This window comes from Microbacterium sp. Leaf203 (assembly GCF_001421275.1).
In the GTDB taxonomy this organism is placed as follows: domain Bacteria; phylum Actinomycetota; class Actinomycetes; order Actinomycetales; family Microbacteriaceae; genus Microbacterium; species Microbacterium testaceum_A.
Genome location: NZ_LMKF01000025.1, coordinates 77424 through 91541, shown reverse-complemented (window position 1 = coordinate 91541; position 14118 = coordinate 77424). Strand labels below are relative to the sequence as shown.

Here is a 14118-nt window from a genome sequence, read left to right as displayed (position 1 = left end):
AACCACGACTTCTTCAGTGGCTCGGGCTCGTCATACGTCATCGGCAAGGCTGAGGCGACCGAGGACGACGACTGGGACTTCTGAGTCCCGACGCCCACGACGAAGCCCGCCCCGCATCGCGCGAGGGCGGGCTTCGTCGTTCCCTCCGCCGTCGCCGGCGCTGACCCCGGCCGACGCTCGTACCCTGGACACCATGGCCGACGACGAGCACGACGATCAGGAACAGCGAGCCCTCCGCTCGATCGAGGCCATCAACGCGGGCGCCGACATCGGCGACGAGGCGTTCCGGCTCGCGAACGAGTTCACCGACCACCACACGTCGCGGTTCACGGCGTGGCTGAAACGCCGCCGCCGCTAGAGCGAAGCCTCAGGCGGGCCACTCCCGCGACTCGAGCCGCTCCAGCAGCACCTCGGCCGCCGAGCCCTCCATGGCGCGGACCCAGCGCTGCGTCTCGGATCCGCTGCTCGACACCGTCCGCCCGCGTTCGCCGCGTTCGAGCCGCACGTCGACGTGGCCCGACGCGACGCTGACGCCGCGCAGCGCCCCCGCGGCCACCATCGCGGCGAGCGGGTCGTGCAGCGCGCAGCGCCGGTCGGGGAAGACCCCGGCGTAGAAGTCGAGGTAGTGCGGCAGCATCCGCGCGAGCGCCTGCGGCACGGCACCCGGGATCGCCTCGAGACGCACGAGGTCGGCGGCATCCAGGGTCTGCGTCATCGTGACGTCGAGGGGGACGAGGGTGGTGTCCCAGTCCTGCGCGAAGACCACCGCCGCGGCCTCGGGGTCGTTGTGGATGTTCGCCTCTGCCCACGCCGTGACGTTCCCCGAGTGGGCGAAGGCGCCGCCCATGACGACGAGGCGGTCGAACAGGGCGACTCCCGGTGCCTCGGCGTAGGCCGCGAGGTTCGTCAGGGGCCCCAGGGCGAGGACGGTGAGGTCCGGATGCCGCGACGCCAGGTGGTCGATGAGCTCGACCGCCGCGCGGGCATCGTGCGCGCGGGCCGCGGCGCTCAGCGCGATGCCGCCGAGGCCGTCGTCCCCGTGCACGTGCGGCGCACCCCCGGCGTACGCGCGGGCGCGGAAATCATGGGCGCCGATCGCGACCGGGATGTCGTCCTCGCCGGCGAGCTCGAACAGCGACAGGGTGTTGGCGGCCGCGCGGGCGGCATCCGTGTTCCCCGAAACGGTCGTCACGCCCACGACCTCGACCGAGGGCTCGGCCAGCAGGTACGCGAGGGCGAGGGCGTCGTCGATGCCGGTATCGCAGTCGACGAGGATCGGGCGGCGGCTCATGCGGGGACTCCGTACGTGTCGAGGGCGGCGAGTGCCGGTTGCGAGGCGTCGTCGGCCACGGCGGCCGAGCCCACCGCGCAGGCGCGCGCGAGGGCATCGGCTTCGTCGTCGCCGCGAAGAAGCCCGACGACGAGGGCTGCGCAGAACGCGTCTCCTGCGCCGACGGTGTTGCGGACGGTGGTCGGCACCCCGGCCGCCGAGGCGACGAGCTCGCCCCGGCGGGAGAGTCGCGCGCCCTCGGCGCCCAGCGTGACGCACAGCAGGGGCGCGTCGTGCACCTCGGGCAGCTGCGCGTACTCGGTCTCGTTGACGATCACGAGATCACACCGCTCGAGGACGTCGGCCGGAAGCGCGCGGGCGGGGGCGGCATTGACCGCGAGGAACCCGGCTGCGCGTGCGGCGGCCGAGACCACGGCATCCGACACCTCCAGCTGCAGCAGCACCGCCGCTCCCGGTTCGATGCCGAGCGCGTCCGCGTCGATCGCGGCGTTCGCCCCGGCGCAGACGACGATCGAGTTCTCGCCCGTCGCGTCGACGACGATCAGGGCGGTGCCGGTCGCGGCATCCGCGGTCTGCACGCCCGAGGCATCGACTCCGATCGATGCGAAGCGGTCCCGGATGCCGTGGCCCTCGGCGTCATCGCCGACGGCGCCGATGAGCCGGACGTCGGCGCCGAGGCGGGCAGCGGCGACCGCCTGATTCGCGCCTTTGCCGCCCGGGCCGCGGTCGAGGACGCCGTCGGCGACCGTTTCGCCGGGGCCGGGGGAGCGCTGGACGCGAGCGGTGAGGTCGACGTTGATCGCGCCGACGACGGTGAGCTGAGCAGTGATGAGGAAGCCTTCCGGTCAGTGAAGCAGGAGCTTCGCGACGATGAGCAGCGCCGAGACGAGAGCCGCCCCCACGGCGGTGATCACGACGACGAGGGGAGAGTAGCCGCGCAGGCGCGCGCCGGCGGTGGCGACGACCACGAGGTAGGTCATGGCCACGCCCACGCCCCACAGCAGGGCGGTGGCGAGGCCCACTCCGAAGGCGACGAGCAGAACCACCACCAGCAGGGGCAGGAACGTGACCGACACCATGGGCGCGCTCACCCGCATGTGGTGTCGGAAGATCCTCGACGGCCGGTCGGCCGAGGTGTCGCCGAGCGTGTACGCGAAGACGTGGGTGGCAAGATACACGACGTTCGTCAGCGCGACGACGAGGATCACGTCGCTCAGGTCGGCTTCGCCGAGACCGATGAGGGTGGATGCCGAGACCAGGGCGCCGTAGCAGCCCGCGCTGATGCGTTCGGCGGTGTCGGTGGAGAGACGGCGCTGTCGATCGGTGTCCATGTCGGGCTCAGCTTCTCGCGGATCGGCGTCGCAGCCCCGCAGACACGATGGCGACGATCGTTCCGACGGCGACGCCGATGACCGTCTCGATCACGCGGTCGCGCAGCAGCATCTCGGGCGTCGCCGGTGAGGCGAGCGAGATCATCAGCAGAGCGAGCGGGGTGATGAAGATCATCGCGATGCCGTAGTTGCGGCCGACGTACAACTCCGAGGCCGCCTGCAGCGCCACGGCGATGATCAGGACGAGCCAGGGTGGAAGGTGCAGGGCGAGCAGACCCGCCGCGATCAGCACGCCGAGGAGCGTCCCGACGAGCCGCTGCACGCCTCGGATGAGGCGGGCCGTGACGTGCGCGCCGCCGACCGCGGCGACGGCTCCGACCATCGCCCAGTACCAGTGCGTACCGACCAGGAGCGCCCCCGCGATGCCCGCGAGCAGGGCGGCCGTGCCGACCGTCGCCGTCATCTCCCACGCGACGGGGCCGATCGCGGGCCGTGAACGCGTCGGGCGCGCCCACGATCCGCGGCGGACGATCACGAAGGTGACGGTGACGAGAAGGCTCCACGCCACGCTCGCGCCGCCGACGACGAGGACGAGCGGCAGCGATGACCATGTCGCGGGAAGGCTCGCGGTCGCGCCTCCGGCGAAGACCGCGAAGAGCGCTCCGGGCGGATGCCACTGAGCCCGGTAGGCGAAGAGGGTGACGGCGGCGGCGATCGCGGCGACAACGATGACGCCCACGACGGCGGGGCTGCCGAGTGCCGAGACGATCGTGCCGATGAGCATGGCCGAGACGAGGATCGCGCCCGCGGTCGCCTGCATGATGACGCGGGGACGCGGCGCGTCCATTCGGCCGTAGAGCGCCGCGAAGGCTCCGAAGCTGGCGTAGACGCTGAGGTCGAGGCGGCCGACCAGCAGCAGGGCGACGAGGGGCACCCCGACGCTGAGCACGGCGCGCAGGGCCACGCGGTGATCGCCCGCGCGGGGGCCGACGCGGATGACCCCGGTCCATACGCGCCCCCGGGATTCCGCCATCCCTCCAGCCTACGCGTCGCTCGACGCGGCCGATCTGCCGATCGGGTGTCGTCTCGACGTCGAACCGAGAAGCCCGGGTGGTCGCCGCGTCTTCCGTAGGGTGGGAAGCCCCCGACCCGAACGAGGAGAGACGTGTTCCGCACGCCCCTGACCCTGTTTCGCACCCTCGCGATCGCCGAGGCGATCTCGTGGACGCTTCTGATCGGCGGGTTGATTCTTCGCGCCGTCGCCGACCTTCCCATCGCGGTGTCGATCGGGGGTGGCATCCACGGCTTCGTGTTCCTCGCCTACGGGGCCACCGCCGTCCTCGTGGCGCTGAACCAGCGCTGGGGCCTCGGGCCGACCGCGCTCGCGGTGGTGAGCGCCGTCATCCCCTACGCCACGATCCCCACCGAGATCTGGCTGCACCGCACCGGACGCCTCCGCGGGGCGTGGCGGCTCGACGACAGCGGCGACCCGCGCGATCGACGGCCGCTCGACCGGTTGCTGCGGGTCTTCCTCCGCCGGCCCTGGGCGCTCGCGCTGGTGCTCGTCGCGGTGGTGGTGGTCGTGTTCGTCGTGCTTTTGGTCGTGGGTCCTCCCGGCGGCAAGGGCTGACACCGCACGATGAGCCTCAGCGCACGAGGATGCGCACGCTCGCCGGAACGATGCGGCACGTGGCGGTAAAGGTCTCGACCGACCCGGAGAGGGTGGCCGTGGCGCGGCCCACCCCGAGGAAAGCGACCGTCCCGTCGTGCGCATGCACGCTGGGCGAGCGGTCGGAGAAGTGGCGCATCTCTCCGCCCGCGTGGCTTGCGAACGCGAGGTCGAGTTCGACGGCGACGATCGGTCCCGTCTCGGAACTCACCCGCCAGTCGATCGCGGCCAGCCCGCCGCCGCGACTCGTCATCGTCAGCGTCGCCGAGCCGCATTCCTCGCCGCCGACGAGCTCGGTGCGCAGGGGCTGCGACGCGGGCGTCGAGTCGGCGCCGCACAGACCGATGCCGTGCAGTCGGGCGTAGCCGCGACCGTTGTCCGTGATGCTCGAGCAGTCCGCGAGCAGGGGCGCCGTGAGGGCGTCGGACAGGGGATCGGCGCGCACGGTCGGCGACGCGGGGGCTCCGGCCGCCGACGCTCCCGTCGCGAGCACCGCCGCGAGGGCAGCGACGAGGGCGAGCAGCGGAGCAGCGGTTCGGATCCGCACGGCGCACCTCCTTGTCGACGTCAGACGGAATCTACGCCGGGAACAGCGCGCTCGCCACGGGTCGACGGCGGGCGGGTCAGCGTTTGGTCGACACCGTGACCGTGAACTTGCGGTCGCGAGCGACCTGACGGGTCGGGCCCACGAGTCGCTCGAGAGCGGGGCGGTACTGCAGCGACGAGTTCCACACGGTCCAGAGCTCACCGCCGGGGGCGAGCACCCGAGCCGCGTCGGCGAACATCCGGGGAGCGAGACCCTCGTTGATGGCGGATCCGGCGTGGAACGGCGGATTCAGCGCGATGAACGACGCCGTGGCATCCGGCTGCCCCCTCAAGACGTCGTCGCGGACGACGCTCACGCGATCGGACACCCCGTTGGCCTCGGCGGTGGCCCGGGCGGACGAGACCGCGATCGCCGATTGATCGCACGCGATGACCCGGAGGGAGGGATGCCGCGTCGCCAGGGCCGCGGCGACCACTCCCGTCCCGCACGCCAGGTCGATCGCCTCACCGCCGCGCGGCGACGGGAGGTGGGCGAGCAGCAGCCGCGTGCCGATGTCGATCGATGCGCCCGCGAAGGCGCCGCCGAAAGCGCGGACCGCGATGCCGTCGACCTCGGCGCTCTCGGGGACGGGCTCGGCGCCGTCGTGGGGGCCGCGCGCGACGAGGACCCGCGACTTCTGCCGCGCATGCGTGACGTCGAGCCGGGAGAAGAACCGCCGCAGCACGTCGTTCATCGACGGGGTCATGTGCTTCAGGCGACCGCCGGCGTAGACGACGACCTCGGGGTGCGCATGAAGAGCGATCAGCCCGGCGATGTCCGAGAGAGCCTGGAGCGACCGGGGGAGACGCAGGAGGACGACCCGCGCCCCGGTGAGAAGCACGGCATCGAGCGGGTGCGAGACGAAGGAGTCCTCTAGCCCGGTGTCGCGGGCGTTGAGCGCCAGGGCTTCCTCGCCCAGCAGTTCGTCTTGATGGACCCGGATGCCGCGACCTCCGGCATCCGCTGACGCCAGCGTGAGCGCCCCGTAGGAGTCGCCGATCACGACGAGCTCGTCATCGTCGACCTGGGCTCGGGCGTCCGCTGACTCGTCGAGGATCAGGCGGTCGGCGGCGTCGACCGCCAGGAGATCGGGGCCCTCGAGATCGGGGCGGCGACGCAGGGCGTCGAACGAGAAAGGCACCGGTCCACGCTACCCGGGGGTGACGTGGGGCGGTGCCGATCCGAGTTGCGGGCTCAGCGGGTGCCGAAGTGGAACGGCAACGCCAGGGAGGCCGAGACGAGGATGATGCCGAGCGCGAAGAACAGCGCGGGGGCGGCAAGCGAGAACGAGATGCCGGTCAGCAGCATGCCGCCGACGAACAGGATGAGCGAGACGATGAACATGAGGATCCCTTCGGTCGCTCCAGGCTATCGTGCCGAGTCCGCGCGCCGGTTCGCCGGCGGGGTGGGTTGCGCCGTCGCGGGAACGGCGTCGCGAACGGCGGGATGCGGCCGTGGCGTGACTCCCAGGGCGGCGTGCGCCCACAGCGTGCTGCCGGCGACGGCCGCGGGCATGACCGCGACCGCCCCCAGCGGCACGAGGAAGCACAACTGCGTCGCCACCCCGAACCCGAGGGCACGCGCGCGATGGGTGCGCAGTAGTCGGCGGCGCGCCTGTCTGTCGAGGCCACGCGCCGAGAGCGCACGCGAGGTGAGCTCGTCGGCCAGCAGCCAACCGGTCAGGACCACGCCGGTGACGAAACCCAGGACGCCCCCGACGAAGGGGATGAGTCCGATGAGCCACGCGAGGGCGGCCGCCAGGATGCCGCGGAGGATGAGCCGGACGCTGTCGCCGACGGCCCTCCAGAACCCGTACTCCGCGTCGGGGACCGTGCCGGTCGCGCTCCTCTCGGTCGCCCGCCAGATGCGGTCGTAGAAGGGCTCGCCCACGGCGAGGGTGACGGCCGTGAACGACACGATCACCACGAGGACCGCGGCGCCGAACGAGGCCACGCCGATCGCGGTGCGCAGGGCGCCGGCCCAGAACGGCATCCAGGCGTCGGCGAACGGCGTCCAGTCGTCGACGAGGCCCGGGAGGACGAGACCCCACGTCACGAGGGCGGCGCCGAAGACCAGACCGACCAGGGTTCCCGGAATGAGCCCGAGCGCCATCGCGCCGGGCGTCCGGCGCCATTGACCGAGGCCGCGTGCCAGCAGGGCCGCTCCGGCGAGGAATTCGCGCATGCCGGGATTCTGGCAGACGCCTCCGACATCGGCGGAGGCGTCTGCGTCCGGTTCGCCGGCCCCGTCCCGTCGCGATGTCGGAGAGGGATGCCAGGATGCCGCTATGCGCATCCGCACCACCTCGACGCAGCGCACCTACCGGTACGTGCGATTGGGCCTGATCGGCGCGACGGCCCTTCTGGCAGTCGGGGTGGGGCTGGAACTGCCGAGCGGCGAGGGATTGCCGTCCGTCAGCGCGGCCTACTACACCCCCGCGGGTCCGATCTTCGTCGGCTCGTTGACCGCGATCGCCCTCGCGCTGCTCGCCCTGTCGGGTCGGAGCCTCGAGCAGGGCCTGCTCGACATCGCCGCGGTACTGGCCCTCGCGATCGCCTACGTGCCGACGACCGTCGCGTCGGGTGCCTGTCTCGACGCGGCGCGGTGCGTGCCGCCCGCGGTGCGGCCGACCGTGGCGAACAACGCCGTGGCGGTGGCATCCGTGGTCCTGCTCGGGGTGATCGCGGCGGCGATCCTCGCCCGGGTGCAGAGCACCGCGAGTGCCGGGGTGGCGGCGACGATCGGGGTGGTCGTCGTGATCGTCGCCGGAGGGGCGACGTGGGCGCTGATCGCGCCCGAGGCGTTCTTGGCGGGGGCGCACCAGATCGCGGCGGTCGCCTTCTTCGTGCTGATCGCAGCGGTGGCGGCGGTGGCGGCCTGGCGACCGCGGCGGACCGGGCGCCTTCGCCGAGGGGTGCGCATCGCGTATGCGACCGTGGCCGTCGGGATCGTGGTGACCCTCGTTCTGCTCCTGGTCGGCGTGATCTCGGGGCTCGAGCGCGCGGGTGTCCCGGTGGTGCTCGTGGGGGAGTCGGTGGCCCTGGCGCTCTTCGCGGTGTTCTGGCTCGTGCAGACGGTGGAGCTGTGGAACGAGGCCGACCCGACGCTGCGGGAATAGACCCGGGACCCCCGCGTTGAACTTGATACGACGGCGCTCAAGAAGCAAACTTGAGCGAACCGCACTCACGTATCTCAGGAGACGGAATTGCCCGAAGACTTCACCCCCGGCGACGGCGCCCAGTCGTTCGACGAGTTCCTCGCCCGCTACCTCGCGGGCGAGCAGGCGCGCGCCGAGCGCTCCATCGACCTCAGCCGATTCCTCAGCGCCCGCACCCAGGATGCCCTCCAAGAGGCCGGACGCTTCGCGCTCGGCCGCGGTCAGCGCGAGCTCGACGCCCTGCACGTGCTCCACGTCCTGGTCGGACGATCGCCCGCGAAAGAGGCCGTCGCCCGACTCGGCGCCGACCCAGCCGCCATCGCCCGCGCGGCCGAGAGCCGCCTCCCCGCGGCGGCGACCCCCGCGAACGTCGACGGCGCCGTCGTCGCCGGCTCCGTGCAGCGCGCGCTCTTCCACGCCTTCCAGGTCGCGCGTGCCGCGGGCTCGACCTACGTCGACCCCGACCACCTCTTCTTCGCGCTCGTACTCGCGCAGGACGCGCCCGCCGGGCAGATCCTCGCTCAAGCCGGCGTCACCGCCGAGGCCCTCACCCAGGGGGTGCGCGAGACCGTCATGGGCGGCGAGCAGGACGAGATGACCGGGGAGTCGGCATCCGTCACCCCGAACCTCGACCGTTTCGGCACCGACCTCACCGCCCGCGCGGCGGCCGGCGAACTCGACCCGGTCATCGGTCGCTCCGACGAGATCGAGCAGACCATCGAGATCCTCAGCCGTCGCACCAAGAACAACCCGGTGCTGATCGGCGAGGCCGGCGTCGGGAAGACCGCCGTCGTCGAGGGTCTCGCGCGCGCGATCGTCGCGAACGAGGTTCCCCAGCAGCTGCGCGAGACCCGCGTCGTCTCGCTCGACCTCGCCGCGATGCTCGCGGGCGCCCGCTACCGCGGCGACTTCGAAGAGCGCCTCACTCAGACGATGGACGAGATCGCGGCCTCCGACAAGCTCGTCGTCTTCATCGACGAGGTGCACACGCTCGTCGGCGCCGGTGGCAGTGGCGACGGATCGATGGACGCCGGCAACATCCTCAAGCCCCGCCTCGCCCGCGGCGACGTGCACCTGATCGGTGCGACGACCCTGCGCGAATACCGCACGATCGAGAAGGACCCCGCCCTCGAGCGGCGCCTGCAGCCCGTGCGTGTCGGTGAGCCGTCGATCCCGGATGCCGTGGAGATCCTGCGCGGACTCCGCTCGGCGTACGAGGAGCACCATGCCGTCACCTACACCGACGACGCCCTGCGCGCCGCGGTCGAGCTCAGCGACCGGTACCTGCCCGACCGCGTGCTGCCCGACAAGGCCATCGACCTGATCGACCAGGCCGGGGCGCGACTACGCCTGCGCCTCGGTGTGGCGGTCGACACCTCGTCGCTGCTCGAGCGTCTCGCGACCCTCGAGGCCGACAAGAACGCCGCCGTCTCGGCCGAGCACTACGAAGAAGCCTCGCGCCTGCGCGACGAGATGGTCACCGTGCAGCAGCGACTCGACGAGGCGACCAGCGGCCCGCGCGCCGCCGCCGTCGTCGACGAGCCCGAGATCGCCGCGGTGATCAGCCGGGCCACCGGCATCCCCGTCGCACGCCTCACCGCCACCGAGCGGGGCCGCCTCGCCGACCTCGAGGCCGAGCTGCACGCTCGCGTGATCGGTCAGGACGACGCGGTCGCCGCTGTTGCCAAGGCCGTCCGTCGCAACCGCACGGGCATGGGCGACGAGAACCGCCCGGTCGGGTCGTTCCTGTTCCTCGGCCCCACCGGCGTCGGCAAGACCGAGCTGGCGAAGGCCCTGGCCGGGTCGCTCTTCGACGACGACGGCGCCGTGATCCGCTTCGACATGAGCGAGTTCGGCGAGCGGCACACCGTGTCGCGCCTGATCGGCGCCCCTCCCGGATACGTCGGCTACGACGAGGCCGGCCAGCTCACGGAGCGCGTGCGCCGTAACCCCTACGCCGTCGTGCTGTTCGACGAGATCGAGAAGGCCCACCCCGATGTGTTCACCCTGCTGCTGCAGGTGCTCGACGACGGCCGCCTGACCGATGGCCAGGGCCGCACGGTCGACTTCCGGAACACCGTCATCGTGATGACGTCCAACCTGGGCGCCGAGTTCCTGGCATCCCGGTCGGGGGCCATCGGCTTCACCACCACGGGGCGCGAGTTCGCCGACGACGACCTGCGCGACCGCGTGATGGGCAAGCTGCGCGAGGCGATGCGGCCGGAGTTCCTCAACCGCATCGACGACATTGTGCTGTTCCGCAAGCTCGAGAAGGCTCAGCTGCGCCAGATCGTGCGTCTGCTGCTGAACGCGACCTCGCGCCGGCTCGCCTCTCGCGAGGTCACGCTCGAGGTGACGGATGCCGCGATCGACCGTCTCGCCGAGGTCGGCTACGAGCCCGAGTACGGCGCGCGGCCGCTGCGCCGCGTCATCCAGCGCGAGGTCGACGACCGCATCGCCGACCTGTTCGTCTCGGGTGAGTTGAGCGATGGGGGAGCGGTGACGGTGGATGCCACTGCCGCGGGCTTCAGCGTCTCGGCCGCCGTGCAGGCGCTCGCCGCGTAGAACGTCATGATGAACGCCCCGGGGCTTCGGCTCCGGGGCGTTCGCCGTGCGCGCGGACTGTTCGCCCTCGAGCGGACGCGCACGTGACGAGGACGTATAGGTTCGGCGAGGACGCACCCGGTCGGCCGCGCTCTTCTACGTCCTTGACGAACGAATGCGGTTTCGGCATGTGCGAGCACCTGCGACCCGCGTGCTGTCGCGCCCCGATGTCCGAGGTTGGCGGCAGAGTAGAACCATGAGTCGTATCGGCACGATCTTCAGCCCGTACCCGCATCCGCCCGAGCAGCTGCGCGACGCCGCGCGCGCGGCCGAAGACGCCGGTGTCGAAGAACTCTGGCTCTGGGAGGACTGCTTCCGCTCCTCGGCCTGGGCCGCGGCCGCCGCGGCGCTCGCCGTGACGGATCATCTGCGCATCGGCGTCGGTATCGCCCCGCTTCCGGTGCGCAACATCGCCGCTTCGGCCATGGAGGTCGCCACGATCGAGCGCATGTTCCCCGGTCGCCTTCTTCCCGGCTTCGGTCACGGTGTGCAGGACTGGATGCGACAGGTCGGGGCGAAAGCCGCGTCTCCCTTGACGCTCATGCGTGAGCACCTGCCCGCGCTGCGTTCCCTGCTCGCGGGCGAGACCGTCACCACGGAGGGACGTTACGTGAGACTCCGCGACGTCTCCCTCGACTGGCCGCCCGCCCAGGCTCCCCTCGTCTATGCCGCCGCCGAAGGGCCCAAGACTCTGAGCCTCGCCGGCGCCGTGGCCGACGGGGTGGTACTCGACAGTCGGCACACCGTCGCCGAGATCGCCACCGCCGTGCAGACCGTGCAGGCCGGGCGCGCAGAAGCCGGTCGAGAAGGCCGCGCCGACATCGTCGCGTACGTGCTGACCGCGTTCGGTCCCGATGCGCGAGAGCGCGCGACGGCGGTCATGTCCGATCGCGAGGACGCGACCGACCGCGTGCTCGCGGGATCGGTGGGCGAGGTCGCCGAGGGCGTTGCGCGCTTCCAAGCGGCGGGCGTCGACGACGTCGTGCTGCTGCCGACCGACGACGTCGATCTCGCCGCGTTCTTCTCGGCCGTCGGCCAGGTCGCTCAGGCAGTTCCCCACGCGGGAGGCGTGTCGTGACGCGCGGAACCGTTTCGCTGGGTCTCGCCGGCTCCCTGGGCCCCGACGCCGTCGCCCGGATCGCCCCGGTCGTCGAAAGCGCCGGCTTCGACACGCTGTGGATCAACGACACCCCCGACGGCGACGCCCTGGCGGCGCTGGCGGCCGCAGCGCGCGTGACCGACCGGCTCCGTCTCGCGACCGGGGTCGTGCCCGTCGACCGCAGACCCGCCGAGGCGATCGCCGCCGACGTGGCATCCCTGGCTCTTCCCCTCGACCGGCTCACGCTCGGCATCGGCTCGGGCATGGCGAAGCAGGGGGCTCTCGCCCGGGTGACCGAGGCCGTCTCGGTGCTGCACGAGGCCGGGGTGCCGCGCGTTCTCGTCGGGGCCTTGGGCCCCAAGATGCGACGAACGGGCGTCGAGTTCGCCGAGGGCGTCCTGCTCAACTGGGTGCCCCCGACCGAGGCCCGCGACCAGGCCGAGGCGCTGCACGCGATCGCGCCGGACGCGCACATCGCCGTCTACGTGCGCACGGCGATCGCCCCCGCGGCGCGCGAACGGCTCGAGGCGGAGACAGCCCGATACGCCTCGTTCCCGAATTACGCCGCGAACTTCGAGCGGATGGGGGTGGATGCCGCAGACACGACGATCCGCGACGTCACCGAGCTGGGGGATGCTCTCGAGGCCTACACCGCGGCCGCCGACGAGGTCGTGCTGCGGGCGATCGTGGCGGAGGACACCGTCGAGGCGTATGTCGACTTCGGGAGGAGGACGGCGCCGTCGCCGCGCTGAGCATGACCCGCGATCGACGCGGTCAGCGCACCAGGCGCACCGTGCGGGGGATCGGGCCGAACGACGACTCCGCGCCGTCGGGACGGAACCCGTTGCGGAGATAGAACGCGTGAGCGCGCGGGTTGTCCGCCGCGACCCACAGCGACGCGGGCCGTTCCCCGAGGACCGCGTCGAGCAGCGCCTGGCCCGCTCCGCTCCCGTGCGAGGACTCGACGGCGTAGAGCATCTGCAGTTCCTCGGGGCGGACCGCGTCCGCCCCCGGGGTGAGGTGCGTCGCGGCGAAGCCCACGATGGACCCGTCGGCGTCGGCGACGACGACGTTCAGCTCCTCTTCCTCGAGTGAGGAACGCCACATCCCGATCCGGCGCCCGACATCGAACCACGGGTTCGTGTCGGGATCGTCGACGAACCGTCCGTAGGTCTCGCGCCACGACTGGGCGTGCACGGTCGCGATCGCGACCGCGTCGGCCGGGATCGCGGGTCGGATCCGGAGGGTCGCGCGCGATCGTTCCATGACGCGAGTCTAGGAACACCGCCCGATGGGGTCCGCGCGAGGCGCGCTGGATAGTCTCCCCTCATGACGCTGTCGCTTCCCGACCTTCCCGACCTGCACTGGACCGGCGTCGAGGGCGACGCCCGCGTCGACGCTCGCGGCGCGTTGACGCTGACATCCCGGGGCGGGGTCGACTGGACGAACGACGCGACCGGCGGTCCGGCCCAGCACGCCGCGACCGCCTTGGCCTTCGCGGCTCCCGAGGGAGATTTCACCCTGTCGGCCCGGGTGCGCGTGACGGGGGAGCGCTCGACGTTCGATGCCGGAGCGCTCGCGCTGTGGTCGGGTCCGCAGAGGTGGGCGAAGGTCTGCAACGAGTTCTCACCCCAGGGCGACAGCATGGTCGTGAGCGTCGTGACGAACGACTTCTCCGACGACGCCAACGGCGCGGTCTTCGCGACCGACGCGGTCTTCCTGCGAATCGCTCGTGTCGGGGCGGCCTTCGCGTTCCACTACTCGCTCGACGGCGAGTCCTGGCCCTTCCTGCGCGTGTTCCGTCTGGACGCCGACTCCTCGACCCTCTCGGTCGGCTTCCTGGCTCAGGCGCCGATGGGAGCGGGGGCGACCGCCGTCTTCGACGAGATCCGGTTCGATCGCTCATCGCTCCGCGACCTGCGCGACCTGAGCTGAGGCCCCAGCCGAGCATACGGATGACAGACTGACCGGATGCCGCGTCGCACAGGTCTCACCGTCCGCTCCGTCGCCCGCGGGGCACTCGCCCTGCTGCTCATCGGGGCCGGCGTCAGCCATGTCACGTGGGGTCGCCGTGGCTACCGGATCGTCGTTCCCGGGTGGGCGACGCGGCTGCTCCGCACCGACAAGGACGCCATCGTCGTGGCATCCGGGGCCGTCGAAGTGATCCTCGGCGTCGCTCTCGTCGCGTTGCCGCAGGAGCGGGGGCGCATCGGCGCGGCCATCGCCGCGTTCTTCGTCGCGGTGTTCCCCGGCAACGTGCACCAGTGGCGGACCGGGCGTTCAGCGCCCGGATTGAACACCGACCGCTCGCGCTTCCTCCGACTGTTCCTCCAGGTGCCGCTCGTCGCGTGGGCCTGGTGGTCGACGCGCCGGCGCTGACG

At 72.0% G+C, this 14118-nt stretch carries 17 protein-coding genes; 8 read left to right on the top strand and 9 right to left on the bottom strand.

Annotated elements, in window-relative coordinates:
* Nucleotides 1–193: 193 nt before the first annotated feature.
* Nucleotides 194–358, top strand: a complete 165-nt coding sequence (locus tag ASE56_RS16940) for a hypothetical protein (protein ID WP_156371668.1) — start codon at nucleotides 194–196, stop codon at nucleotides 356–358.
* Between the two features lie 9 nt (nucleotides 359–367).
* On the opposite strand, the gene ASE56_RS10300 is transcribed toward ASE56_RS16940, so the two are convergent.
* The 4 genes from ASE56_RS10300 to ASE56_RS10285 are packed head-to-tail and all read right to left on the bottom strand — an operon-like array spanning nucleotide 368 to nucleotide 3655.
* Nucleotides 368–1291, bottom strand: coding sequence for a nucleoside hydrolase (locus ASE56_RS10300; RefSeq protein WP_056228815.1), 924 nt, complete (start codon nucleotides 1289–1291; stop codon nucleotides 368–370).
* The gene (locus ASE56_RS10295; RefSeq protein ID WP_056228811.1) at nucleotides 1288–2121 is read right to left on the bottom strand and encodes a ribokinase; all 834 of its coding nucleotides are present in this window, start codon (nucleotides 2119–2121) and stop codon (nucleotides 1288–1290) included. Before ASE56_RS10295 ends, ASE56_RS10300 begins: the two co-directional genes overlap by 4 nt.
* A 15-nt stretch (nucleotides 2122–2136) precedes the next feature.
* The gene (locus ASE56_RS10290) at nucleotides 2137–2622 is read right to left on the bottom strand and encodes a hypothetical protein (RefSeq protein ID WP_056228805.1); all 486 of its coding nucleotides are present in this window, start codon (nucleotides 2620–2622) and stop codon (nucleotides 2137–2139) included.
* Nucleotides 2623–2629: 7 nt separating this feature from the next.
* Complete coding sequence (locus tag ASE56_RS10285; protein ID WP_056228802.1) at nucleotides 2630–3655, bottom strand: FUSC family protein; 1026 nt, start codon at nucleotides 3653–3655, stop codon at nucleotides 2630–2632.
* 132 nt (nucleotides 3656–3787) lie between these two features.
* On the opposite strand from ASE56_RS10285, the gene ASE56_RS10280 reads away from it, so the two are divergent.
* Nucleotides 3788–4252 (top strand): DUF3817 domain-containing protein, encoded by a 465-nt coding sequence (locus ASE56_RS10280; RefSeq protein ID WP_056228798.1) that lies wholly within the window; start codon nucleotides 3788–3790, stop codon nucleotides 4250–4252.
* A gap of 16 nt (nucleotides 4253–4268) precedes the next feature.
* Here ASE56_RS10280 and ASE56_RS10275 read toward each other — a convergent pair whose 3' ends face one another.
* The 4 genes from ASE56_RS10275 to ASE56_RS10265 form a co-directional block, all read right to left on the bottom strand.
* The gene (locus ASE56_RS10275; protein ID WP_056228795.1) at nucleotides 4269–4838 is read right to left on the bottom strand and encodes a hypothetical protein; all 570 of its coding nucleotides are present in this window, start codon (nucleotides 4836–4838) and stop codon (nucleotides 4269–4271) included.
* 76 nt (nucleotides 4839–4914) lie between these two features.
* Complete coding sequence (locus ASE56_RS10270) at nucleotides 4915–6018, bottom strand: class I SAM-dependent methyltransferase (protein WP_056228794.1); 1104 nt, start codon at nucleotides 6016–6018, stop codon at nucleotides 4915–4917.
* Nucleotides 6019–6071: 53 nt separating this feature from the next.
* A complete protein-coding gene (locus ASE56_RS17320; protein WP_164481596.1) occupies nucleotides 6072–6221 on the bottom strand; it encodes a hypothetical protein in 150 nt (49 codons plus the stop codon).
* A gap of 24 nt (nucleotides 6222–6245) precedes the next feature.
* A complete protein-coding gene (locus tag ASE56_RS10265) occupies nucleotides 6246–7061 on the bottom strand; it encodes an EI24 domain-containing protein (RefSeq protein ID WP_056228793.1) in 816 nt (271 codons plus the stop codon).
* Nucleotides 7062–7164: 103 nt separating this feature from the next.
* Here ASE56_RS10265 and ASE56_RS10260 point away from each other — a divergent pair, with 103 nt between their 5' ends.
* From ASE56_RS10260 to ASE56_RS10245, 4 genes are all read left to right on the top strand, one after another.
* Nucleotides 7165–7995 carry a hypothetical protein gene (locus ASE56_RS10260; protein ID WP_056228792.1) on the top strand — a complete coding sequence of 277 codons (831 nt, stop codon included), beginning with the start codon at nucleotides 7165–7167 and terminating at the stop codon, nucleotides 7993–7995.
* Between the two features lie 87 nt (nucleotides 7996–8082).
* On the top strand, nucleotides 8083–10599 hold the full coding sequence (locus ASE56_RS10255) for an ATP-dependent Clp protease ATP-binding subunit (protein ID WP_056228790.1): 2517 nt from the start codon (nucleotides 8083–8085) through the stop codon (nucleotides 10597–10599).
* Nucleotides 10600–10834: 235 nt separating this feature from the next.
* The gene (locus tag ASE56_RS10250) at nucleotides 10835–11716 is read left to right on the top strand and encodes an LLM class flavin-dependent oxidoreductase (protein ID WP_056228786.1); all 882 of its coding nucleotides are present in this window, start codon (nucleotides 10835–10837) and stop codon (nucleotides 11714–11716) included.
* On the top strand, nucleotides 11713–12489 hold the full coding sequence (locus ASE56_RS10245) for an LLM class flavin-dependent oxidoreductase (protein WP_056228784.1): 777 nt from the start codon (nucleotides 11713–11715) through the stop codon (nucleotides 12487–12489). Before ASE56_RS10250 ends, ASE56_RS10245 begins: the two co-directional genes overlap by 4 nt.
* 22 nt (nucleotides 12490–12511) lie before the next feature.
* On the opposite strand, the gene ASE56_RS10240 is transcribed toward ASE56_RS10245, so the two are convergent.
* The gene (locus ASE56_RS10240) at nucleotides 12512–13003 is read right to left on the bottom strand and encodes a GNAT family N-acetyltransferase (protein WP_056228781.1); all 492 of its coding nucleotides are present in this window, start codon (nucleotides 13001–13003) and stop codon (nucleotides 12512–12514) included.
* A gap of 63 nt (nucleotides 13004–13066) precedes the next feature.
* Between ASE56_RS10240 and ASE56_RS10235 the strand changes: the two genes are divergently transcribed.
* Together ASE56_RS10235 and ASE56_RS10230 are read left to right on the top strand one after the other, a co-directional pair.
* Entirely contained in the window at nucleotides 13067–13672 is a 606-nt protein-coding gene (locus tag ASE56_RS10235; RefSeq protein ID WP_056228779.1) for a DUF1349 domain-containing protein, read from the top strand.
* Between the two features lie 36 nt (nucleotides 13673–13708).
* On the top strand, nucleotides 13709–14116 hold the full coding sequence (locus ASE56_RS10230; protein ID WP_056228775.1) for a hypothetical protein: 408 nt from the start codon (nucleotides 13709–13711) through the stop codon (nucleotides 14114–14116).
* Nucleotides 14117–14118 lie beyond the last annotated feature (2 nt).